The 24,350-nt window shown below is 50.4% G+C and carries 18 protein-coding genes; 3 read left to right on the forward strand and 15 right to left on the reverse strand.

All coding sequences use genetic code 11. From position 1 onward, the window contains the following. Position 1 precedes the first annotated feature (1 nt). The 10 genes from BFC17_RS17365 to BFC17_RS17410 form a co-directional block, all read right to left on the reverse strand. Positions 2-1,837, reverse strand: coding sequence for an amidohydrolase family protein (locus BFC17_RS17365; RefSeq protein WP_070177742.1), 1,836 nt, complete (start codon positions 1,835-1,837; stop codon positions 2-4). A 14-nt stretch (positions 1,838-1,851) separates the two neighbouring features. Beyond that, on the reverse strand, positions 1,852-2,640 hold the full coding sequence (locus BFC17_RS17370) for an ABC transporter permease (protein WP_070177743.1): 789 nt from the start codon (positions 2,638-2,640) through the stop codon (positions 1,852-1,854). Next, positions 2,637-3,572 carry an ABC transporter ATP-binding protein gene (locus tag BFC17_RS17375; protein ID WP_070177744.1) on the reverse strand — a complete coding sequence of 312 codons (936 nt, stop codon included), beginning with the start codon at positions 3,570-3,572 and terminating at the stop codon, positions 2,637-2,639. The genes BFC17_RS17370 and BFC17_RS17375 overlap by 4 nt, the downstream gene beginning before the upstream one ends. 97 nt (positions 3,573-3,669) lie before the next feature. After that, positions 3,670-4,500 (reverse strand): alpha/beta fold hydrolase, encoded by an 831-nt coding sequence (locus BFC17_RS17380; RefSeq protein ID WP_070177745.1) that lies wholly within the window; start codon positions 4,498-4,500, stop codon positions 3,670-3,672. 164 nt (positions 4,501-4,664) lie between these two features. Then, positions 4,665-7,034 (reverse strand): beta-glucosidase, encoded by a 2,370-nt coding sequence (locus BFC17_RS17385; protein ID WP_083271802.1) that lies wholly within the window; start codon positions 7,032-7,034, stop codon positions 4,665-4,667. 119 nt (positions 7,035-7,153) lie between these two features. Continuing rightward, positions 7,154-9,517 carry a TonB-dependent receptor gene (locus BFC17_RS17390; protein ID WP_070177746.1) on the reverse strand — a complete coding sequence of 788 codons (2,364 nt, stop codon included), beginning with the start codon at positions 9,515-9,517 and terminating at the stop codon, positions 7,154-7,156. 354 nt (positions 9,518-9,871) lie between these two features. Further along, positions 9,872-10,513 carry a 3-isopropylmalate dehydratase small subunit gene (leuD, locus tag BFC17_RS17395; protein ID WP_070177747.1) on the reverse strand — a complete coding sequence of 214 codons (642 nt, stop codon included), beginning with the start codon at positions 10,511-10,513 and terminating at the stop codon, positions 9,872-9,874. Continuing rightward, a complete protein-coding gene (gene leuC, locus BFC17_RS17400) occupies positions 10,510-11,931 on the reverse strand; it encodes a 3-isopropylmalate dehydratase large subunit (protein ID WP_070177748.1) in 1,422 nt (473 codons plus the stop codon). The genes leuD and leuC overlap by 4 nt, the downstream gene beginning before the upstream one ends. A 124-nt stretch (positions 11,932-12,055) precedes the next feature. Beyond that, positions 12,056-13,921 (reverse strand): hydantoinase B/oxoprolinase family protein, encoded by a 1,866-nt coding sequence (locus BFC17_RS17405; RefSeq protein ID WP_070177749.1) that lies wholly within the window; start codon positions 13,919-13,921, stop codon positions 12,056-12,058. Between the two features lie 13 nt (positions 13,922-13,934). Further along, complete coding sequence (locus tag BFC17_RS17410; protein WP_070177750.1) at positions 13,935-15,995, reverse strand: hydantoinase/oxoprolinase family protein; 2,061 nt, start codon at positions 15,993-15,995, stop codon at positions 13,935-13,937. Between the two features lie 321 nt (positions 15,996-16,316). Between BFC17_RS17410 and BFC17_RS17415 the strand changes: the two genes are divergently transcribed. Next, on the forward strand, positions 16,317-17,546 hold the full coding sequence (locus BFC17_RS17415; protein ID WP_070177751.1) for a class I SAM-dependent methyltransferase: 1,230 nt from the start codon (positions 16,317-16,319) through the stop codon (positions 17,544-17,546). Beyond that, positions 17,546-17,893, forward strand: a complete 348-nt coding sequence (locus BFC17_RS17420) for a hypothetical protein (RefSeq protein ID WP_070177752.1) — start codon at positions 17,546-17,548, stop codon at positions 17,891-17,893. The genes BFC17_RS17415 and BFC17_RS17420 overlap by 1 nt, the downstream gene beginning before the upstream one ends. A 96-nt stretch (positions 17,894-17,989) precedes the next feature. On the opposite strand, the gene BFC17_RS17425 is transcribed toward BFC17_RS17420, so the two are convergent. From BFC17_RS17425 to BFC17_RS17435, 3 genes are all read right to left on the reverse strand, one after another. Next, positions 17,990-18,262: a xanthine dehydrogenase family protein molybdopterin-binding subunit gene (locus tag BFC17_RS17425; protein ID WP_070177753.1), complete on the reverse strand. Its 273-nt coding sequence runs from the start codon at positions 18,260-18,262 to the stop codon at positions 17,990-17,992. 101 nt (positions 18,263-18,363) lie between these two features. Continuing rightward, positions 18,364-19,152 (reverse strand): TIGR00266 family protein, encoded by a 789-nt coding sequence (locus BFC17_RS17430; protein WP_070177754.1) that lies wholly within the window; start codon positions 19,150-19,152, stop codon positions 18,364-18,366. Positions 19,153-19,375: 223 nt separating this feature from the next. Continuing rightward, on the reverse strand, positions 19,376-20,746 hold the full coding sequence (locus tag BFC17_RS17435) for a class II fumarate hydratase (protein WP_070177755.1): 1,371 nt from the start codon (positions 20,744-20,746) through the stop codon (positions 19,376-19,378). Positions 20,747-20,985: 239 nt separating this feature from the next. Between BFC17_RS17435 and BFC17_RS17440 the strand changes: the two genes are divergently transcribed. After that, positions 20,986-21,372: a tautomerase family protein gene (locus BFC17_RS17440; RefSeq protein WP_070177756.1), complete on the forward strand. Its 387-nt coding sequence runs from the start codon at positions 20,986-20,988 to the stop codon at positions 21,370-21,372. A 359-nt stretch (positions 21,373-21,731) separates the two neighbouring features. On the opposite strand, the gene BFC17_RS17445 is transcribed toward BFC17_RS17440, so the two are convergent. Together BFC17_RS17445 and BFC17_RS17450 are read right to left on the reverse strand one after the other, a co-directional pair. Next, on the reverse strand, positions 21,732-23,183 hold the full coding sequence (locus tag BFC17_RS17445) for an NAD-dependent succinate-semialdehyde dehydrogenase (protein WP_070177757.1): 1,452 nt from the start codon (positions 23,181-23,183) through the stop codon (positions 21,732-21,734). A gap of 45 nt (positions 23,184-23,228) precedes the next feature. Then, positions 23,229-24,116, reverse strand: coding sequence for an alpha/beta hydrolase family protein (locus BFC17_RS17450; protein WP_070177758.1), 888 nt, complete (start codon positions 24,114-24,116; stop codon positions 23,229-23,231). Positions 24,117-24,350: the final 234 nt, after the last annotated feature.

A 24,350-nucleotide genomic window follows, 5' to 3' on the forward strand; every position in this document is an offset into this window, starting at 1 on the left:
ATTACTCAAAATAAATATTGTCGAGTTCAAATTCAAATTCAGGTGTGGTGGCACCCGCGACCCAACCTATCCCGGAGACATTTTGCCAGTCAACGCCGGTGATATCTTTAAGGGCTATGGATACCTGTTTACACTGCTTGTCCACGGCAAAGCTTACTTCACTGGGCTGCATTGTCTGCGGGTTTAAAACCATTAATCTAAACTGACCTTGCGTGCCTTGTATGTCAAATACAATACGTTTGAAATTGCTCAGGTTATAGCCGGTGTCGATAGAATCAGAGAACATCAGGAAGGTGCCGGACCATGGGTAGGGAAATTGCTTGCCAATGGTGCCTTGTACCCGTAGCGCGCCGTTGTTGTGACAGCCTTTTGCTATGTGTTCGATGGTTGCAGTGGAATTACCTCGCATCATCTGGTCGGTGGATACCACAAACTGGTTACCCAGTTGCGGTGTAAGGCCGCTATCAAACTGGCTGACCAAACCTGATTCAGACGTGGCAGCTGACGTTTTTCGTAATTCAAAAAAGGCCGGTACTTTGCTGCCATTCTTTACAACCCAGCGAATCTGCTGGGTATGTCTGATGTCTTCTCTGGGATCACTGTTCAGTACCAGATAGTCGGCCCGCGCTCCCACTTTCAAATGACCACGCTCGCCAATGGGAAAAATAGCATAAGGTAAATAGGTGGCCGCTTGGAGTGCTTCTGTTGGGGTTAAGCCGCTGTCGACCAGCATAACCAGTTCGTCATGCAGACTTATACCATGAGTGGTGCCTTGATTAGGGGCGTCGGTACCAGCCAGTATACGAATACCCGCTTTATGCATAAGGCGGGTATTTTCCTGTGCATTGGCAAAGTAATTTTCGGGGAGCCGCTTAGCTGCCACATCCGTAGCAATAGCGTGCTTTGCGCCGGGGGCCATAAATTCACTGAACGGTGAGTTTTCAATTAACGCCTGGCCACGGCCTTCACCGGCAATAGAGGCCAGAATCGATAAGGTGGGAATAACAAATATATGCTGTTCTTGCATCAGTTTGATCAATTCGTCACTGGCGATTTTACCACCAAAAGTATGTACCAGCCCATCTGCACCGGCTTTAGCGGCATCTTCAGCGGAAGTTAAATCCATTACATGCACAACAGCCAGTACGCGTTGTTCATGAGCCGCGGTAACTACTGCCTGCAAAGTCTCGTAATCAATGGAGGTAAAGCGGCCTTTGTGGTCGGCATGGCTGGCCGAGGCGTCATAAACAATTTTGATATAGTCCGACCCTTCAGCCAGTCTGGCGGCAACAAATTCAGGCGCTTCTTGTGGTGTTGCAATGGTGGGGATTGGAATACCATATTCGGTGCCGTGGCCTCCTTTGCTGGTAACCAGGACGCCAGCAGAAAACAGATCGGCTTCCTGCTGCGGTGAGAGCGTATTTCGTTGCTGCTTTTTCGACAGGAAAAAACGGCTGTCGGTAAACATATCCAGCGTTGTGGTTACCCCGTATTGCAAGGATTGCTGCAGGGCGTTATTCCAGGAATGAGTGTGAGTATCGATTAAACCCGGGATAACGTAGCCTCCCTTACCATCCACAACAAGCAGCGTTTCTTCCTGGCTAAGCGAACCGGGGCTGATGATTCTGCCCTCGTGAATACTTAACTCTGTGTTTTCATGCCAGCTTTCGCCGTCGAACACAGTAACGTTAGTCAGGCGATAGCTGCCGCTCTCTGGCAGTTGTGTTGTCGCTGAGGTAACACTCCCTTGCTGTGGTGTTACTTCCGGTGTTGGCAGCAGGCTGATAAAAGCACTAATCAGCGCCAGGCAAACAATAATAATAAGTGAAAATCGCATGGCTGAGTCCTTGCTTAATGTCGATTATCGACACGTTTGAATTGTTTTACTGATAACCCCAGAAATATCAGGGTATAGGCAACAAGCGCTGCTACGTGCAAATACCAGGGGGCACCAGAATCGTTACCCTGGATTGCCAGTGTTAGCTGAGCAAGATGGTAGGCCGGAAACACATTGGCCAGCATTTCAAGCGAGGCCGGAAATAAATGAATAGGCACCCACAGGCCGGATAAAAACGCCATGGGCAGGTACACAATATTCACTATGGCAGGTGCTGCCTTAGCCGACACCGACAAGCCGATAAAGAGCCCCATAGCACAAAAGGGAAGGGTTCCTGATAACACGGTGACCAGGGTTAAAAACCATTGCTGGTGGGTCATGGTCACTTCGCCAAATACGGCCCCCAGAGTAAACAGACTCATAATAATGATTAAGGCAAACAGCATGGCGGTAAAAATGCGGGCGGCAAAATAACTGCTCACCGGCATCGGGCTAACCAGCTTTAAACTTAATATCCCTTTATCTTTATCCGACGCGACATCTGCGCCAAAGGAAAACAGGGCCGGGCCAATGCCACCAAACACCGCATAGGTGGCCATCATGTATTTTGCCGCATTGCCCGGATGCCCGCCTATGGCATTAAACAGCAAGCCGAAAAACACGTAAAACATAACCGGAAACAGTAATGCGGGTATAACAAAAGCCGGAGTACGAAACGTTTTAACAAGTTCGGTTTTGGTTTCCAGCTGCAAAATCGTCCAGCGCCGAGCCAAACTTAATGGAGCAGGTTGTGAGATATTCATGCTGTTTTCTCCTGTTGCAGGGGGAAAGGGCTAACTACGCCTGCTTGCTGAGTAAGCTGTAAAAACGCATCTTCCAGCGAAATGCCACTGACGGTGAGATCCTGGATAACCAGGTTGGCGGCAAACAGCTGCTTTAAATGGGCTTCCGGTGTGGTGGTGTAAAACTCCAGGTAGTCACCACGACGGCTGGCCGAGCAATGGGGAAGGACTGTCTTAAGGTCAGTGGGAGTGGCGGTGCTGCGAAAGCACACACGTTTGCCGCCTAACTGTGCTTTGATTTGGGCAGGGATCCCTTCGGCGACTACGCGGCCTTTGGCCAGTACCACGATGCTATCGGCAAGCGCATCGGCTTCTTCCAGATAATGGGTGGTTAGCAATACCGCTGTGCCTTGTGCAGCCAGTGCCCGGATACAGGCCCAGAACTCACGACGCGCGGTGGCATCCAGTCCTACGGTGGGTTCGTCCAGAATAACTAAACGAGGGGTGCCAATAATGGCCATAGCAAACAACAGGCGCTGCTTTTGCCCGCCCGACAGGGTTTGTATTTTACGTTGTGTCAGATCAGTCAGCAGAGCCGTATTGAGGACTTGCTCAAGGGACTGGCTGTCAGGATAGTAACTGGCGAACAGGCGTAGCTGTTCTATTACCGTTACATTGTCGGGCAGCGCTGCGCCTTGTAGCATCACCCCCATTTGCTGTTTAGCGGCCCAATGCCCGGCAGGATGGCCCAGTAACCGCACAGAACCACTATCGGCCTCAAGCTGGCCAAGCAGATGGCTTATGGTGGTGGTTTTTCCCGCGCCGTTTTCGCCTAACAGGGCAACGACTTCATTCGCGCGGATGCTCAGACTGATATCATCCAGTGCCATCTGCTGACCAAATTTTTTGGTCAGATGGCTAACGTTTACCAGTAAATCTTGATGTGCTTGCATAATGAGTCTCCCTTGTATGGAGCTCAGTATGCAGCGCATCACGCTTGGCGATAATTATCATGTGTCACAACTTTAATGTGACAATTGTCATTAATCGCTAGCTTAACGCGATTTGCTCAAAGGTATCGGCCAGCAGTTTGGGGTGGGTCATCATGCCATTGCGCGGAATATTCATTTCGAGGAAGTTCCAGCCGGGCTCTCTGGCTGGTGCCACCATACGCTCGCTGCTTTTGTGGTAGGTCTGACCCACACAATGAATGTAGCTGCGCGGTAAACCCTGCCAGCCGCCGTTTTCCAGCGTGAGAACATCGGTCCATTGGCGTACCGGGTGGGTGGTAATCAGCCGCTTTAAGCGAGCGATAATCTCGGTTTCTGATTCTGGTACCAGCATTTTTGCCGGGTAGCTGGCCCAAAAATTCATTTTGTAACCGTCTTCAAACTTTTCGGCGTATTTGAGCCAGGAAGCGGGCAGTTCGCCGGTAACCGGATCGCGCATCACCCCGGACATGACGCCCTCTCTTGGAATTAAGGCGTCAAAATAAACCAGATGTTTTATTTTATCCCGGTAGCGGTCGGCAACGCCGGTAATGGTTAAGCCAGAATAGGAATGGCCAGCCAAAATGATATTATCGAGTTCTTCAAATTTGATGACATTGGCAATGTCATCAATATGCGTGTTAAGACCCACGTCAGGCTGACTCAGATGAACCCGTTCACCACAGCCGGTGCAGGTTGGCGTATACACGCAGTAGCCTCGGGCCTGCAATATGGCTTTCACATCCTGCCAGGCCCAGCCGCCCTGAAAACTGCCATGCACCAGCACAAATACTGGTTTGGTTTTTTTCGCCGGGGTATCGCTGGCCAGAGACAGGCCACTGTACAACGAAGTAGCAAGAGCACTGGCTTTTAAAAAGTGTCGTCTGTTCATATGTATTGAACCTGAATTGACTGGATAATAAACGATTATTACCGGCAGGCGTGGTCATAAGACATGACATTAATCAATTAAAACGGGGAGCGATAAACGAGATTAAGGCAGGGCAGAGGAAGTACCCCGGATACACCGATGTTATCCGGGGCAAAAGATCAACGTTATCGTTGTAAAGCGTTAACCGGCTGACTGGTTGGCAGCGGCGTTAACTGTGCCGATAAAGTCTGTTCGGAAGTAAGCTTAATCACGTCACTCCAGAAAGGCTCGCGGGATGATTTGGCCAGCGTGATCTGATAATCACCGGCTTCTGCAATCCACTGATGGCGGCGTTCGTCAAAAGAGGCCAGCTGTTCGGCGGTCAGGCTTAGGTTGAGAGTCTGGCTCTCACCCGGGGCTAACAGTTTGGTTTTTGCAAACCCTTGTAAGGTTTGAGCGGCCTTTTGCAGTTTGCCCTGTGGTGCACTTACATAAAGTTGCACAACATCCTTACCGGCGACCTTGCTGGTATTGGTCACGGTGACTGACACCTGATAACCCTCTTCGGTGGTGGTTAACGTGGCGTCGGTGCGATCAAAACTGGCATAGGACAAGCCAAAACCAAACGGGAATGACACATCCTGACTGAAGCTGTCAAAGAAGCGGTAACCTACGTAAATGCCTTCGATGTACTCAATCACCGATTTCTGGCCGTTAGGCAGCGCATTCAGGTAAGGGTTAGGAATAACTTCCGGGTCTACAACCTTGCCTGGGAAGGTTTCGGCAGAAGGGATCTGTGCATAAGACACCGGGAAGGTTACTGCCAGATGACCTGACGGGTTAACCGAGCCGGTGAGTACATCCACTACGGCATTCCCTGCTTCTTGTCCGCCCTGCCATGGCAGCACGATAGCATCGACTTTGTCTTTCCAGCTGGCGGTTTCGATGGTGTTACCGATATTGAGGATCACTACCACTTTTTTACCGGCTGCATGAAACGCGGTAGACACCGTCTCGATTAAGGCCTGTTCGGTGCCAGTGAGGTTAAAATCGCCTTCGATGTGGCGATCCTGAAACTCGCCTGAGTTACGTCCCAGGGTAATCAGTGCAATGTCTTCCTCGGCGGCGAGTTCGCGGGCATATTCTGCGCTTACAGCCATTTCAGCAATGGGCGGAATAAACTGGAAGAAGCTTTTCTTCTCTGGCTGTTTGGCTTTTTCTTCGACCGCGTAGGCTTCGTAAGTTTGTTGCAGCTGTTGGTTAATTTCAAAACCGTTCTCGCCCAGCGCCTGAACCAGAGACACGGTGTAGGCTTCGTTTACGTCACCACTGCCGGTGCCGCCCGCAATAAAGTCATAAGACGTATTACCAAAAGTGGCAATGCGCTTAACGCCTTTAAGCGGTAAAGCTGAGGCGTTGTTTTTAAGTAGCACCACACCTTCAGCCGCTGCCTGGCGGGCAACCTGGGCATGAGCGGATAAATCAGGCTGGTCTGAATAGTCGTAACCCTGCATTGCCGGTGATTTGAAAATCATGGCTAAAATGCGGGTCAGGTTACGGTCAAGCTCAGCCTCTGTTAGCGTACCGTTTTCCAGTGCGGCGGCAATCTGACTCTGGTTGGCTGGTGTGCCAGGCATAATCAGGTCATTACCGGCGGCCATTTGTGCCGCTGAGTCATCACCGGCAAACCAGTCGGTCATGACAATCCCTTCAAAGCCCCACTCATCGCGTAGGATATCGGTAAGCAGCGCTTTACTTTGTGAAGTATAAGTACCGTTTAATTTGTTGTAGGAGCTCATAACGGCCCAGGGTTGGCTTTGCTTCACTGCAATTTCAAACCCTTTGAGGTAAATTTCGCGCATGGCTTGCTCGCCGACTTCGGCGTTGAGCACCATACGGCTGGTTTCCACCTGGTTGGCCACAAAGTGTTTGATGGTAGCGCCCACGCCCTGACTTTCGACGCCGTTGACTACCGAGGCTGCCATTAAGCCACCGATCAGCGGATCTTCAGAATAATACTCAAAGTTACGGCCACCGCGAGGGTTAAGCTGAATATTCAGCGCTGGTGCCAGGAATACGTCAATGCCGTATTCTTTTACTTCGTTACCCATGGCTTCACCTACCTGTTCTGCCAGTTCGGTGTTCCAGCTTGAGGCAATGGCAGTAGCAATAGGAAATGCGGTAGCGTAGTAGGTGTTGTCGTCATTCTCGCGAGTTGGCTTTATCCGCACGCCCGCCGGGCCGTCTGATAAAACAACTTCAGGAATGCCAAATTCCGCTAACGAATACGTAGAGCCCGCTGCTCCGGCAACCTTTTGTGAGCCATTACCAGACATGGACATGCCGGTACCGTTAACCAGCTTAATTTTTTGCTCGGTGGTAAGGCGAGCCAGTAGATCAGCCGCTCTTTCTTCACTACTCAGGCTGGTATTTTCGTAGCCATCAAGTTTGCCGTTATTGTTGAGGTCTTTAAATTGGGCGGGGGCTTGTGTTTGCATACAGCCGCCAAGCGTGACCAGGGCGCCGGATATCATCCAGTGTTTTAGATTCTTCATACTACCTGCAATTGCTTTATTGGATTAAAAGAAATCAAACCGGACAAGCCGGTTTGATTAGCGGGTGTAGGGGACAGGCCCAGCCATTAGCTGTTCCTGCAGATGAGTCATTATTTTAATTAGTAAAACGAATATTTTGCCTGGATACCAACGGTGCGGGGTTCCTGCATCGCCATGACTATTCCTGAATTTGTTGAGAAATAGGCAAAGGAGGCATCAAAGGCATAATAATCATAACCTGTCATGTATTCATCGTTATCAAATACGTTTTTGACATAAGCTTGCAACTCCAGGTCGCCAATGTAAAGTCCTGCACGCAGATTAACTTTATGAATATCTTCGGTTTTTAAGAAATTAGCCTGGTTAACCCATTGGCCGGACTTATACACATAATCGCCGCGGACAAAGTAGTCGTACTCGTTGGCGATGGTGCCGGAATATTCCAGTCCCAGATTACCTGAGTATTTGGAGGTACCCGGTTGTTCCTTACCACTAAAATCCGTCACACCCGACAATGCGCTGAGTGCCGCATTGCTGTGCTGATTAATTTCAGAGCCAATGTAGGCTGCCGACGCGTTCAGGCGCAGGTTGGCGGTAAGCATCCAGTGAGTTTCTAACTCCAGCCCCCATAAATCCACATCACCAGCATTGGCAACACCGGTATAGCTGGTGGCGGCAGTTGGGTTCTGTGGGTCGTTGATGACCAGATTGATACGGTTAATTTGCTTGTTCCATTGAGCGTAATAGGCACCCAGCGAGTAGTTCATCGCACCGCCCATCAGGCTGCCTTTCATGCCGATTTCGTAGTTGTTAACCTCTTCCGGGTCAACGGTCAGGGCTACGCCGGCCGCTTCTGCGGCTTCGCGCACATAGTCCTCAACTGCCAGTAAGTTGGTATTAAAGGCAGAAGGGTTCACGCCTTTAGAAATGGTACCAAATACCATTAACTCATCGTTGACTTTATAGTCGAGGATCAGACGCGGTAAAAAGTTGCTGAATTTTTCTTTTGCCAGCAGTACACCTTCGGCACTAATGGCGCTGATTTCGTCTTGCTGATAGCGGCCTTCCACACTCAGGGTGGTTTTGTCGTTAAGCTCGTAACTCAAACCAAAGAACACCCCCAGCGTTTTTGCTTTGGACTCGCCGGTTTGAGAAACGCGCTGTGGTACCGGATAAAAAGAAATCGCGGTGGTCTGGCTGCCATTACGTTTGGCATCCAGATAGCTTACGCCAAAGGAACCGGTAAGCGGGCCGTCACCGGCGTAACTTACACGAAACTCCTGGGAAACATCTTCGTTTTTACGATCAACCAAAAACGGATACTGGAAGTATTCGTTACCATAATGTGCAATATCGTTTAGCAGTACCCATTCTTCGTTATTCATGCCGGTTAAAGATGACAGAGTCACGTCATCAGTAATGTCCCAGTCGGCAATAAAGTGAGCATGGTAGAACTCGCGCCCCATACCGTAATCGTTCAGTAAGCCGGTATCGGCAACCCGTCCATCCGGGTTAGCCATTAACGCTTTCAGTTCGGGCGAAGCTTTGGTGTTATAAGACAGCGGATCGGCTTTAGTCGGGATGCTGCAAAAATAAGGGTTGCCGTTAATAACGCAGTTTGACTGACCCTGAACGGCGACATCAAAGGTCGCGTAATCAAGAATGTCCACAGCCGAAATAAACGCTGACGCGGCCGGACCATCTTCGTCCTTGGAATAAAAACCAAAGGCTTTCAGCGTAAGATTATCAGTAGGATTGGCCTGAACAAACAGGTTAGTCATGGTGGTCTTTTGATCGCCCAGACGACCACCGTCCTGGTAGTGGTTATCCCAGAAACCGTCTTTTTCGTAGGTTTCGCCGGATAAACGGAAAGACAGCTTATCGTCGATTAGCGTGCCTTCCACATCACCGCGCAACCGGGTATAGCCATAGTTGCCCGCCGTAGCGGTAACTGAACCGGCCCATTCCTGATTGGGCGTTTTATTGACTACGTTAATGGCGCCGGCAAAGGTATTACGGCCAAAGTAAGCGCTTTGCGGGCCGCGCAGCACTTCGATACGCTCGGGTGAACCAATAGATGAAACCGCAGTGGTTGATGAAACCGGAACACCGTCGATAAACACGGATGTAGTAGCTTCTGCGCCACTACTTGGCGAGAATCCACGCAGGGTAAAACTCTGCACAGAACGGTCTGTTTTACCGGAAAAGTTATTACTTACCACCAGACCCGGCGTGTTGTCGGCAATGTCCATGACGGCTACGATGCCTTGTTTTTCAATGTCACCACTGGTGAGCGCAGATACCGCTACGGGGACTTCCTGCAAGTTTTCAGAACGCTTTCGCGCGGTCACTTCGATTTTTTCGATAACTAACTGATCTTCGTTAGCGGTGGTTTGCTGTGCTAAAAGTGGCTGACATGTGCTGGCAACCAAAGACGCGATAAGACTAAGCTTAATAGTACGACTGGAATTGGCTTGATTCATTTTATTACCTGTTTACGCATACGGCGCGCAACTATGAGATAAAGTGAAAGTGCTTCACTAAGATTTTGCTACGAAATCATCAAATCACTGATAGCTTATTTGCAATATGATAATTGTCAAAAACCGCGTTGGTTTATCACTGTTTGGATATATTCTACGGTAAAAGAAATGACATATATATTATACTATTGCTGCAAAGTGTGTCGGCGTTTGCTGGTTAGGGCAGGCGAAGAATGGCCGGGCTCTGACGTGAAAAAGAAAAGCTGGCAGTACACGCAACAGAGCTGCAGTAGTATAGCTTAAACAGGTATAGAAAAAAGCCCGACTTACCGCTGTCAGTCGGGCTTTGTCGTATCAGAGGATATTTTGAAACACCCAGGGTTCGGCTTGCTTTAGCTTATCTTCAAAGGCATGGATGGTATCTGCATCTTTCAGGGTGACCGAGATTTCATCTAAACCTTCCAGGAGGTTTTGCCGTCTCGATTCATCGATGTCAAAATGCCACTGGTGCGTTTCGGTAAAGATAGACTGGGTTTGCAGATCCACCGTAACAAAGAGTTTCTCGGATTGGCTCATCGCAAACAGTTCGTCGATAGTTTCGTTTGGTAAAGCAATGGGCAATAAACCGTTTTTAAAACAGTTATTGTAAAAAATGTCAGCAAAACTGGGGGCCAGTACTACGGCAAAACCATAATCGCGTAGCGCCCATACAGCGTGTTCCCGGCTGGAACCACAGCCAAAGTTATCCCGTGCCAGTAATACGCTGCTGGCGGCATAATCGGCATGATTAAGTAAAAAATCCGGATTTTTACGACGTTCGCTAACCGGGGTGGTGACATCGCCACCATCAAGATAGCGCAAATCGTCAAACAGCCAGTCGCCGTAACCAAACTTGCGAATAGACTTTAAGTACTGCTTGGGCAAAATGGCATCAGTATCGATGTTGGCGCGGTCAAAGGGATACACCTGTCCGGTGTGTTGCGTAAACGGCTTCATAGTGCAGCCTCCTTAGAAATATCCACAAAGTGACCGTTAATGGCGGCGGCTGCAGCCATAGCCGGGCTAACTAAATGCGTGCGCCCGCCACTGCCCTGACGGCTTTCAAAGTTACGGTTAGAGGTAGAGGCGCAGTGCTCGCCTTCGTACAAGCGATCCGCATTCATGGCCAGACACATAGAACAGCCCGGTGAGCGCCATTCAAACCCGGCGGCAGTGATGACTTTATCCAGCCCTTCATCTTCGGCCTGCTGTTTAACCAAACCCGAGCCGGGCACCACCAGGGCCTGTTTAATGGTTGGGGCGATATGTTTGCCTTTTACAACCTCTGCCACAGCACGAATATCTTCAATACGCGAGTTGGTGCATGAGCCTACAAACACGCGGTCCAGCTGGATACTGGTAATAGGCTGGCCAGGCTCCAGGCCCATGTACTGCATAGCTTTTTGATAATCGGCGGATTTGTTTTCCGGTAGGCTTGCCACGGTAGGTACAGTGGCATCTACCGCCACCACCATCTCCGGTGACGTTCCCCAGCTTACCTGCGGGCGAATATCTTCGGCCTTAAAGAAATAATCGATATCAAATTTGGCGCCGTCGTCACTTTTGAGCTTACGCCACATTGCAACAGCTTTATCCCAGTCTGCCCCTTTGGGCGCCAGTGGGCGGTCTTTAACATAGGCTTCGGTGGTGGCGTCATAGGCGACAAGACCCGCTCTGGCACCGGCTTCAATAGCCATGTTGCACAAGGTCATACGCCCTTCCATCGACAGGCTGTAAATGGCATCACCGGTAAATTCGATAGTACAACCGGTACCTGCTGCGGTGCCGATTTGACTAATGATGTACAGCACCACGTCTTTAGCGGTAACACCACGGCCAAGCTGGCCTGAAACATCAATGCGCAGGTTTTTCGCTTTACGCTGAATTAAGCACTGGGTGGCCAGGACGTGTTCAACTTCTGAAGTACCAATGCCTACACCAAGGGCCGCAAAGGCACCATGGGTCGCTGTATGGGAATCACCACAAACCACTGTCATACCGGGTAGGGTCAGCCCTTGTTCCGGTGCGATAACATGTACAATGCCCTGACGTTTATCTTTTAGTGCAAACTGCGGCACCTCGAAGGCATTACAGTTATCATCCAGGGTTTTAACCTGAATGCGTGAGGTATCATCGGTAATGCCATCAATGCCTTTTTCGCGCTCGGTGGTGGGCACGTTGTGATCCGGCGTGGCAATAATGGCGCTGGTGCGCCAGGGCTTGCGCCCGGCCGCTTTTAAGCCTTCAAAGGCCTGTGCCGAGGAGACTTCATGCACAATGTGGCGGTCGATATAAATCAGTGATGTACCGTCTTCGTTTTGTTTAACGCAGCGTCGGTCCCAGAGTTTGTCGTACAGTGTTCTTGGTGATGTCATACGGACTCCATCTTTTTGGGGCGTAGGGTAAAAAACGCAAAACCCCGGGTTGGAGCCAGCCTGATGCCAGGCCAGACGCCGGGGCCGGGGTTTTGTCAGAGTCGCCAGTCTGCCTGGCGACTTATTATTTAACGTTCTGGAACGTTGGTGTAACCGGAGCCGGAATATGGGTTTCTTCCAGGCATTTGGCTTTAATCTCTTCGATGGTGCCACCGCGATTGAACAGACTGACTTCGCCGCGCTGTTCGCTCAGGGTTGCACGCAGCTCAGTGGTTGCAGCTTCGTTAACGGCACCGTTTTCGATAACCACACCGTAGGCTTTCGCGCCTTCAAGAGTGACCAGTCCACGATTAAAGTCGGTTAATACCAGTTGTGGATCGCGCTTGTACGGGTCGCCCCAGCCGCCACCACCCCAGGTGTTGAAGTACAGCAGGTCACCAGCTTTAACCTTGATGTCTTCACACTTAGACGGTAACCATTCTTCGCTGCCGTCGGCGCGAACCATACGTTTGGTAGAACGCATGCCCGGCTCACCACCGTTAACGCCCCATGGGTAGACTAACCAGCGGTCATCGTGGATCGCGATCTGGCCATCACATAAGAAGCGATAGGCTACGCTCAGGCCGTGACCACCACGGTGTAAGCCCGCGCCGCCTGAATCTGGGATAACTTCATAGGTTTCGATACGCATTGGGAAATACGACTCGATAAACTCGTTAGGCACGTTGGTAAAGCCCGGCCACAGTGAGTGACCATCCGGACCGTCGCCAACCGGACGACCAGGGATACCACCAAAGCCAATCTGGAACAGCTGGAACCATTCGCCTTTGTCGTCGTAGCCCGAGTAGAACAAGTGCGGTGAGTCAGAGAAACCGGCGGCATTCAGCAGCTGCTCTGGTGCGCCCATACCTAACAGTGCGCCCAGGATATCGAAGATACGGCCAAGGGCGTGAGTACGGCCTGAAAGCGCCGCAGGGTATTTAGGCTTAAGCAGTGTGCCTTCCGGAATACGTACGTCAACTAAGTCGTAGAAACCGTCGTTAAAGATGATTTGCGGGTCTACCACGTTAATGGTGAACGAGCCGAAGAACATCTTGAACATTTCTTCGTTCAGGTAGAAGTTGATTGAGCTTTGCGCCTGTGGATCGGTGCCGTCAAAATCAAAAATGACTTTCTCACCTTCACGCCACATCTTACAGTTAATCTTGTAAGGGCCCATGCCTTTACCGTCGTCACAGATGTAGTCGGCAAATTCGCGCGGCTCTTCCGGGATAAACATCTTGATGATTTCGGCCATGGCCATTTTGTTACGCTCAAGCATGATTTCCATGGTTGAGTCGAACACGTCATCACCAAAGCGCTCGGCCAGTTCGTTACAACGCTTAGCCGCTGTTTTACAGGCTGCTACCAGCGCGTTTAAGTCGAAGCGGTTCCATTGCGGGGTACGTACGTTGTGCAGAATCAGCTCTAATACTTCTTCTTGCAGCACGCCTTTTTTGTACAGTTTTACCGGTGGAATACGCACACCTTCCTGGAAGATGGTGGAGGCCTGAATAGGCATTGAACCCGGCACCATACCGCCGTTATCCGACATATGACCAAACATGGCAGACCACGCAATGTGGCGACCGTCTTTAAATACCGGTACCAGTACCAGCCAGTCGTTTAAGTGCGAAATCGCCGCGTTACACATGTACGGGTCGTTGGTGAGGATGATGTCACCTTCTTCCAGCGTGCCTTCGTAAGCGTTGGTAAAACCGGTAATGAATGAGCCCATCTGGCCCACCACCATTTTACCGTGACGGTCGGCGATCAGCGGGAAGCAGTCGCCCTGTTCACGAATACCCGGTGACATGGCAGTACGAAACAGCACCGCGTCCATTTCTTCTCGGGCATTACGCAGTGCGTTTTCAATAATATCTACGGTTACACCGTCTACATCCACGCGTTGTAGCGGGGTTGAGTTGGTTTGGATAATCTGTGCAGTCATGATATTCCCCCGATTACTTCACTGGATTGATTAACAGGTTGCCCACGTGGTCGATATTGGCCTGATAGCCAGGCAGTACCACGGTGGTTGAGTCCATTTCGCTAACAATAGCCGGGCCTGGTACCACAATAGCCGGGTGTAGTTTGCTACGGTTATAAATCGCGCCTTCATGCCATGCGCCGTCATAGAAGAAACGGGTATCCTGCACTTTACAGTCGGCCAGGGTCAGGCTATCTTCGCCCAGTTTGCGCTCGGCAATGTCGCCGCCTTTAGCTTTAACAACAGCGCGGATCATCAGAATTTCGTGACCGTCGCCCAGCTTAAAGGTGAACAGTTTTTCGTGCTCCTGATCGAAGTAATCGGTCAGCACAGCCAGACCTTTTTCCTCAAGGTCGGCTTCGGTGAAGTCCACGGAGATTTCAAAGGCCTGACCGGTGTAACGCAGGTCGGCCTGATAGGTGACTTCCAGTGACTCTGGCGCCAGACCATCAGCAATCAACGACTCAGACGCTTTAGCGCGTAACTCGGTAAGGTCAGCCAGTAAGGCTTCTGACGTGGTGTTTTGTGCCAGCGTCAGGTAGGTACGGGCCGCTTCGTCCTGTACTTCGGTAGTGGCATCACCATAGGCACAGAGTACGCCCGGGCCCGGTGGAACAATTACCGGCCAGGCTTCGGTCAGAATACCCAGTGCGTTAGCATGCAGCGGGCCTGCACCACCAAAACCAACCAGCGCGAAATCACGCGGGTCGTAACCTTGTTCAACCGATACCAGACGCAGCGCACCAAACATGGCTTCGTTGGCAATTTTGATGATCCCTTCGGCTGCTTCCATGATGTCGATACCCATGGCGTCTGCCACTTTTTGTACCGCAGTTACGGCTGCATCACGGTTGATGGCCATAGCGCCACCGAGTTGTACATCTGAAGGCAGGTAGCCCAGTACCACGTTAGCGTCACATACTGTTGGCTCAACGCCGCCTTTCATGTATGCCGCAGGGCCGGGTACGGCACCGGCAGACTCAGGGCCAACACGCAGTGCTTTGGTGAGTTCTGGTACAAAGGCAATTGAACCACCACCGGCACCTACGGTACGTACGTCTACCGATGGCGCACGTACGCGTACGTCACCCACGATAGTTTCGCGGCGAACCTTGGCTTTAGAGCCCTGAATCAGCGCTACGTCGGTAGAGGTACCGCCCATATCGAAGGTCAGAATGTCGTCGTAACCGGCGCGGCTACAGAAGTAAATCGCACCCGTTACACCACCTGCAGGACCAGACATCAGCAGGTTAACCGGTGATTCGGCAGAAGCACGGCCTGACGCCAGACCACCGTCTGAACGCAGGATAGACAGCTGCACATTTTCGCCCATGCGATCTTTTAAGGCGTTTTGCAGGTTGTTAACATACTTAGCCACTTCCGGACGAACATAAGAGTTAACTACGGTAGTTTCGGTACGCTCGTATTCCTGCATTTCAGGAACCACTTCGCTCGACAGTGAAATAGCGATATCGCCAAACACTTCCTGGGCAATCTTCTTCGCTTGCTTCTCGTGCGCATCATTCACATAAGCGTTAATAAAGCAGATGGTCAGCGCTTCAACTTCGCCTTTGGCGTATAGTTTTTCCAGCTCTGCACGCAGTGCGCCTTCGTTGAGTTCGGTAACCACATTGCCCTGAGCATCCATCCGTTCAATCGCGCCAATGGTCAGTTCCAGTGGGGCTAACAGCGGGTTTTTCACATAGCTTACCCAGCCGCCTAAACCGCCGGGGCAGAATGAACGGGCTACCTGCAGGGTGTGCTCATAACCCTTGGTGGTTACCAAACCTACTTTAGCGCCTTTACCGGTAAGTACCGCGTTGGTGGCTACGGTAGTACCGTGCATCACGCGGTGAATCTGGGTGGGATCAACGCCTGATTCTTCACAAATTCGCGCGATACCGTTTAATACACCTTCTGAAGAGTCGTGCGGCGTAGAAGGTACTTTCGCCGTAAAAGTTTGACCATTTTCTTCGTTAATCAACAACAGGTCAGTAAAGGTTCCGCCGACATCAACGCCAAGACGATAACTCATAATTCATTCCCCTCAATTTTGCCAAATCCAGGATGGTTGAGGCTGTTCCATAAAGCTGCATTGCACTGCTTGCTTCGTGTTAGCCGTGGCCTGGTGCCCCTGTCTGGTGTGCCAGTGCAGGTGGTCACCGCTGCGTTAGCCGCACCCGGATGAGCACGGTAATTTTCCTGATTTAGCCTATCGGGATGAAAGGTTCCTGCCATGACAATTGTCAATGCGTGAGACGGTACGGATTTTTATAGTGAATCGGTATTCAGCCGTTACCGTGCAGTAATCCGGTAACAGTGTTCAATCACCATAAATTAAATATTGAGGTGTGACATGCTTAACTGTTTTCAACAAGGGCATCATGAGATGTTGCCAGAGACCACGCACGACGAGGCCTCGCGACAGGAATTCGCAAAAAGCTTAAGAGGCTTTATCCAGCACTCGACGCTACCGGGACTGGAACCCATTTATCAAAAGCGCGTGGTACCAAAGTTTAAGCGTGAAAATGGCCATGAGCCGCAAAACCGCCAGGACATCCGCAAAGCGATGGTAAAAAACAGCTATTTTCAGCTGTACGCTTCTACCAACCGTATCGCCCAGGAACTGCTGTGGGAATCCACTGTAATGTGCGTAGAGCGCCAGCTACCTGAAATGATTGAAAAAGCCAAAGCGCTGTCGGCGAAAACCGATACCAAACTGGTAATCCCTGAAGGTTTTGTGCCGCCTAAGTATGTCAGCGCCATTGATATTCACTGTATGCCGGGTGGTTACTGCACCGAAGTCACCGAAGACGATGTGTCAGCAGGCGTGATTTACGACCGTGGTGTGTACCTTTACACCATGGGTTACACCGGCCCTGACAACGACGATATGGGTCGCTCGGTATGTAACTACTTAAAACGCAATAACCCTGATTTTAAACCCCGCCGCATTCTGGATATGGGCTGTACTGTGGGGCACTCTACCCTGCCTTATAAAGAAGCCTTCCCTGATGCTGAAATCTGGGGTATCGATGTGGGCGGCGGTTGCGTGCGCTATGCACATGCTCGCGGTGTAGCACTGGGTAAAGAAGTGAACTTTGCGCAGATGAACGCCGAAGAAACTACCTTCGAAGATGGCTATTTTGACTTAGTGGTAAGCCACATTCTGCTGCACGAAACCAGCGGTAAAGCCATGCCGAAAATTTTTAAGGAAAGTGAGCGCGTACTGGCCCCGGGTGGCCTGATGATCCACGCTGACTTACCGCCGTTTGATTTAATGGATCCGTTCACTCAGTTCATTCTGGATAACGAAACCTGGTACAACAACGAGCCGTTCTGGGGCGCCATGCGCGACCTTGATCAAATCAAGCTTGCTGAAGACGCTGGCTTCCCGCGTGATGCTGTACGTTTTGATACTGCACCAATGGCGATTATGGAAACTACTGAAGGCTCTAAAGGTTACAGCGATGAGTCGAAAGAAGCGGTTGCTGACCGTGAGTTTACTGCCGGTGAATTTGCGCCAGGCGGTGGCTGGGAAGTGCTGATCGCACAGAAACCATTAGTTAAGCAGGAGGTTGCATAATGTCTGTTTCTTTAAATCATAACGCGAAAGGCAAACGCCCTAAGTTTTACGAAGATGCCGGCACTGATCAGCTGATGTCGATGGTAATGGTACTGGCCAGCGAACTTAACGTGATGCGTGACCGTATGGACGCACAGGAACGCGTTGCCAAACAACATGGTATCGACCTGGCTGCTGGCATTGATGCGCTGGAGCTGGATGATGCGGCGCTGGAAGAACGTGAAGCATGGCGTCAGGGCTTTATGGCCCGCCTGTTCTACCTTGCCCGCAAAGAAGCTGAAGAAGCACAGATTGGTGAAACCAAAGAGTCCTTCAACAGCACCATTGATGAAATAGCGAAAGGCTAATTTCTCCCTGGCTTGCTTAGGTTGCCGCTAAGCAATCCACTACCGCTTTTCTAAGTGTGTCCGTTTACCACCTTTCCTTACGGGAAGGTGGTTTTTTTATGCCTGCGTTTCACTTAGCTTAAGCGGCAGTTCACGCAGGCGTTGGCCTGATAAAGCAAACACCGCATTGGCTACTGCCGGTGCGATGGGCGGAACGCCGGGTTCTCCTAAACCACCCAACGGCGCATCGGTATGCAGAAACTCAACGTGTATGGCTGGCGCGCTGGCCAGGCGCACCATTTCGTAGTCAGGGAAGTTATCCTGCTGTATACGCCCGTTTGCCCGCGTGATTTGTTGATACAGCGCTGCTGACCAACTAAACAAAGACACCCGGAAACCTATATAAAAAGTCTGACGTTCCCGGGTGTGGGCAGGTTGGTGTCTGTCAGGAAGACAGTGTGGAGTTTGTGAAGAGAGCAAACACCTTGATATTAATCGCCGTCGATAAGGTCGCCAATACCGCCCAGGATGGAGCCTTCGCCCTGACGTTTGCCGCCCACTGCAGGCGCGTTTTGTAGCACCCTGTCAGCCAGGCGGGAGAATGGCAGGCTTTGGATCCACACTTTGCCGTGCCCGCGTAAGGTAGCCATAAATAACCCTTCGCCACCGAAGAACATACTCTTGAGACCTCGAACCATTTCGATGCCGTAGTCGATGTCACCACAAAATGCGACCAGACAGCCGGTATCCAGGCGTAAGGTTTCGCCTTTCAGCTCCTTCTCGATAACGGTACCGCCGGCATGCACAAAGGCCATGCCGTCACCCTGGAGTTTTTCCAGAATAAAGCCTTCGCCACCAAAAAAGCCGCTGCCAATCCGGCGGTTAAAGGTAATGTCGACCTTGGTGCCGAGGGCCGCGCACAAAAATGAGTCCTTTTGGCAGATGACCTGCTGACCCAGTTTAGCCATATCCAGCGGGATAATTGAGCCCGGAAATGGTGCTGCAAAAGCCACCCGTCGTTTGCCATAACCTTCGTTAGTGAAATGCGTCATAAACAAGGATTCGCCGCTGATAACGCGTTTGCCCGCCGAAAACAGCTTGCCCATAAAGCTTTGATTCACCTCCGAACCATCGCCCATTCTGGCTTCAAAACTAATGCCTTCTTCCATGTAGTTCATGGCACCGGCTTCAGCAATCACGGTTTCGTTAGGATCCAGTTCCACCTCCACCATTTGCATGGAACTACCCAGAATTTCATAGTCTATTTCGTGACAACGCATAACGCTTCTCCTTGTGTAGGGTTTCACAATTATCATATACGAGTTTAGTTAAAATGCATGACTGAGAGTGTTGCTAACTGTGTCTGATAGAGTGATAAACCTACTTTAATCAAGGACTGGTTACAGTGGGCGCAGAAAATCTGCAGCTTAAAGATAAGTACTTGTCCATATGTCGTTGCAATTGAGCCTGAGCAAATTCGACGAACTACATTTATTCTTTCGCCTAGCGGGTTAGCTTAATCGGGTCGAGTAACTCTTGCAGTTCTTCCCGGCTTAACTGTGTCATCTCCTCTGCTACATCAATCACGGGACGCTGTTCTTTATATGCCCGCTTAGCGATTTCAGCTGCCTTGCTATAGCCAATTACCGGATTGAGAGCGGTTACCAGAATAGGATTTTTGTGTAGGGCCTTTTGCAGGTTTTCCTGATTTACACTGAACCCCCTTATGGCTTTGTCGGCTAACAACTGCGCACTGTTAGTCAGTAAATGCAAACTGCTTAGTAAGTTGTGGGCGATAAGCGGTAGCATCACATTTAATTCAAAATTACCTGACTGACCTCCAACTGTGATCGCAGTGTCGTTGCCGATTACCTGTGCCGCAGCCATAGCTACGGCTTCTGGAATAACCGGGTTAACTTTACCCGGCATAATGGACGAGCCTGGCTGTAATTCCGGTAGTGCAATTTCCCCAAGACCGGCAAGTGGGCCGGAATTCATCCAGCGCAGATCATTAGCGATTTTCATCAGACTCACCGCTACCGACTTTAGTGCACCAGATAAGGTAACCGCTGTATCCTGGGATGCGATGAGGGCAAAAAAGTTAGCGCCGGGATGAAAGCTAATGCCTAGCTGGTTTGATAATACCTTGTTAAACTCATCTGCGAAGGCCGGGTCTGCATTGATGCCGGTGCCTACCGCCGTGCCGCCTAGAGCAAGAGTTTGAAGTGCCGGCTGCAAGCCTTCTAACGTGTTAGTTTGTTGTATAATTTGTGCTTGCCAGCCAGATAAACTTTGGTCCATTCGTACTGGCATGGCATCCATCAGGTGAGTGCGACCGGTTTTACAGAATTTACTGACCGATTCGGCCTTCTCACCAATGGTGTCTGTCAGATGTACAAGTGCTGGTAATAGTTTTTTCTCCAGGGCAATCGCAGCACTGACATGAATGGTGGTTGGAATGATATCGTTGCTGCTTTGCCCGAAATTGACATGATCGTTGGGATGAATGTCACAAGCTGAATCCCGGCTGGCCACATTTGCAATAACTTCGTTGGCATTCATGTTGGTGCTGGTGCCTGAGCCCGTTTGGTATACGTCTACCGGAAAATGCTGCATTAATTTGCTATCGGCAAGCAGGGAATCACATGCCGAGATAATCGCATCAGCGATGTGTTTCTCTAGTTTGCCCAGGTTGGCATTGGCGGTCGCAGCCGCTTTTTTAACCCTTAGCAAAGCATGAATAAATGCCCCTGGCATTTGCTGACCACTAACGGAGAAATTGTTGATAGCGCGCTGTGTTTGAGCTCCATACAGAGCATCAGAGGGGACTTCAAGTTCGCCCATGCTATCTGATTCAATACGGGTATTGGCCATACAATTAATACCTTTTTTGTTGCTGTCAGCGACGTCTCACAGCAATTGATTGTGATATTAATTGCTACGCCCAGGTCGGCCATAAGATCAGATCTACGTTATCTGCATAGCGATAGACCAGAGCGCTGACCCCAGCGTTGTAAACACACAAAGATAACACAGCGAATTTTGAATCGTGGTCGCTGCGCGTGTTATTGTGAGCGTTTAAACTTAAGGTGGTATCGCAAAAGGAGAGGCCTGTGATCGTCATCTATGGAATAGATACACATCTTAACCCTATCAAAGGGCAGCTATCTGATGTGATTCATGCATGTATGCAATCAGTTTTGGGGATGCCCGAGGACAAGAGAGCCCATCGCTTTGTGCCCTTGGCAAAGCAAAATTTTTATTACCCAGATGGCAGATCTGATGCTTACACAGTAATAGAAATTAACATGATGAAAGGCCGTAAGCCCGAGACTCAAAAGGCATTAATCAAAGCCTTATTTGCTGATATTAGCGCCCATTTAGCTATCGCACCTGTTGATATCGAGATTACCATCAAAGAACAGGAGGCTTACCAGTGGGGCTTCCGCGGTATGACCGGCGATGAAGCGTCTGATTTAAACTATAAATTAACTATATAGTACACCTTAAAGAAACTGCCGAAACTGGTCGGGATACTATAAATCATGTTATAGGTATATGTTCTAAAGCTTGGTATTTGCATAATCAGGAGTTACAAAGTTCCCGGATAAGTCCTTCAGACTTTCCGGGATATCCGGGATGTATTTAGGTAATCAGGGAGTTATGGAGGTCCCGAATATTGCGATGCAATTCCGGGACGACGGGGAATTTTTTGGTCAGTCAGACTGTTATGGAGGTCCCGGATAAGTCCTTCGAACTTTCCGGGACAATTAAACAGGCTTAGGCCTGAATTTAGTCGGTCAGACTGTTATGGAGGTCCCGGATAAGTTCTTCGAACTTTCCGGGACGATAAAAAAGCTTAGGCTTGTTTTATCGCATAACACTGGTATTTCATTTCCAGGTATTCTTCGATACCAGCGTGGGCGCCTTCGCGACCGATGCCGCTTGCTTTCACGCCACCAAACGGAGCGTTGGCAGCAGAAATAGCGCCGGTATTGATGCCCACCATGCCTGACTCAATGGCGTCAACTACACGCTGTGCGCGGTGCAGGTTATCGGTAAAGAAATACGCAGCCAGTCCAAATGGTGTGTCATTGGCATACTCAATCACTTCTTCTTCGGTATCAAAAGCAATAATCGGCACTAATGGACCGAAAGTTTCTTCTTTGGCACATTGCGCTGTTGAAGGAACATTGGTTAATACCGTTGGAGCATACCAGTTATCACCCTTATCCAGGCGTTTGCCGCCGGTTAGCAACGTTGCGCCATTGCTGATGGCGTTGTCAACGTGCTCTGCTACCTTATCGGCACCCGCAGTGTCAATCAGCGGACCAATTTCGATGCCGTCTTCCAGTCCGTTACCTACCTTGAGGGCTTCAACTTTTGCTACCAGCTTGCTTTGGAACTCTTCCTGAACTGCCTTGTGAACATAGACACGGTTAGGCGAGATGCAGGTTTGCCCAGCGTTACGGAACTTGGCTTTCATTACGCCTTCAACGGCGAGGTCGATGTCAGCATCGTCAAACACGATAAGCGGTGCGTTGCCGCCTAATTCCAGCGACAGCTTTTTCACATCCGGGGCACATTTGGCCATCAGCTGTGAGCCAATCTCAGTAGAGCCGGTAAATGTGAGCTTACGCACAGTACTGTTGGCGCACAGGGTATCACCAATCACGCTGGCTTTACCGGTAATCACTTGTATCACGCCTTTAGGGATGCCTGCCTGAATAGCCAGTTCACCTAAAGCTAAAGCAGTAAGTGGTGTTTGGCTTGCTGGCTTAACAATGATGGTGCAGCCTGCCGCTAAAGCTGGCGCAACTTTGCGGGTGATCATAGCCGCCGGGAAATTCCACGGCGTGATAGCGGCGCAAACGCCAACCGGATCGCGGGACACGCGAATGTGGGTATCCGCTGTGGCGGCTGGCAAAATCTCGCCATTAATACGCATGGCTTCTTCGGCAAACCATTTTACATAGCTGGCCGCATAGGCGATTTCGCCTTTGGCTTCGGCCAGCGGTTTGCCTTGTTCAGTGGTCATAATGGTGGCCAGTTTATCGGTATTCTCCACCATTAGGTCATACCATTTACGCACTAGTTCGCCGCGTTCTGACGGGGTCTTTTTACGCCAGCTTTTAAATGCTTCGTTGGCCGCATCAACGGCCTGATTTACCGCGTCAGCATCCAGTTGCGGGATACTTGCAATAACTTCACCTGTCGCCGGGTTGGTGACATCCAGACTGTCCGATGTCGTCACCCACTCTCCGTTAACGAGGCAGGCTTGTTTAAAAATGTCGATATCATTCAGTGTCATAGTAGGTGTCCCTGTTGTATTTAAGACGAAAAAAAAGGTGTCTCGTTATTTGTACTGTAAATCAGCAAACTTGGTTTTCCCCAGTTTTTGAGTTAACTGTTGTTTAGCGCTGGTCTCTTTGTTGGCGTAGGCCTGAAGCATCAGCAGGGAATATTCTATTGCCTGGTCTAGCTGTGCTTGCTGTTTTGGGCCCGGTAAATCCAGACGACAAATGGCACCGCCAAAGTAATGGTCCACATCATCCAGGATAAGCGCATAACGGTCGCCGCCGGAAGCCACAGCCGAGTAAGCATCAAGATGGCCTTCCCAGCTCAGGTTGGTGCCCGGGGGGACATCTTTAGTGCCAGTCTGAATTAAAGCAGGGACTGCCAGTGTCGCGTAGTTGTCTTTAGAGACAAAGCCGGGAATGGCTCCCGGAGGCGAAAACGCCAGCACGGCGGAAACTCTGGAATCGCTAAGTGGTGCAGCAAGCCCCGGTGGAACAATCCCGGTGGCACCGCCTTTAACTAACGCTATCAGTGCGCCGTAACTGTGGCCAGCAGCGACATAGCCGTTTTTACCATAGGTGTCGGCGAGCAGTTGCATATCCTGCAACCGGGCTGTCCACGAAGCCATGCCTTGGTATTTTTCCATATCCGGATGGTCCGTAGAATCCACGTGGAGTGGCGCTACCACCTCGTAGCCTGCGGCAACCCAGGGTTCAATCAGAGCGGTATATTTAAGTGGTGCAGAGGCGGCGCCGTGCGAAAAAATTAATGTTGCGGCAGGCTTGCCATCGGGCTGCCAGTGCCAGACTTTAACCTGACGGTCAGCCACGGTGAGTTGTTCCACTGTCAGCTCGCTGGCATGGGAACAGCCCAGCATAAACAAGGTCAGGGTTATACTTGCCAAACGCAGCCACACTGCCTTGGTTAGAATTGCTAAAGTTCGCACTGCTTATCTCCTGTGTCGATGCCAGTTATTTTTACTGCTTGTCTGGCTTTAACTGACATCTTACCGGGATATGACGGCGGTCCTATGACTTTTATCAATTCCCTTTGTGGGTTGGTCGTATCGTCATGATGTGACTGATGCCTAATCAGGCGAATTTCAATTTTATTGACATTTGTTAATGCCTTGCCGGGGCCCCTTTCCTATGTTCAACCTTTGGTGTTTGGGTTTAAGACA

It is taken from the genome of Marisediminitalea lipolytica (assembly GCF_001758465.1).
Classification (GTDB): Bacteria; Pseudomonadota; Gammaproteobacteria; order Enterobacterales; family Alteromonadaceae; genus Alteromonas; species Alteromonas lipolytica.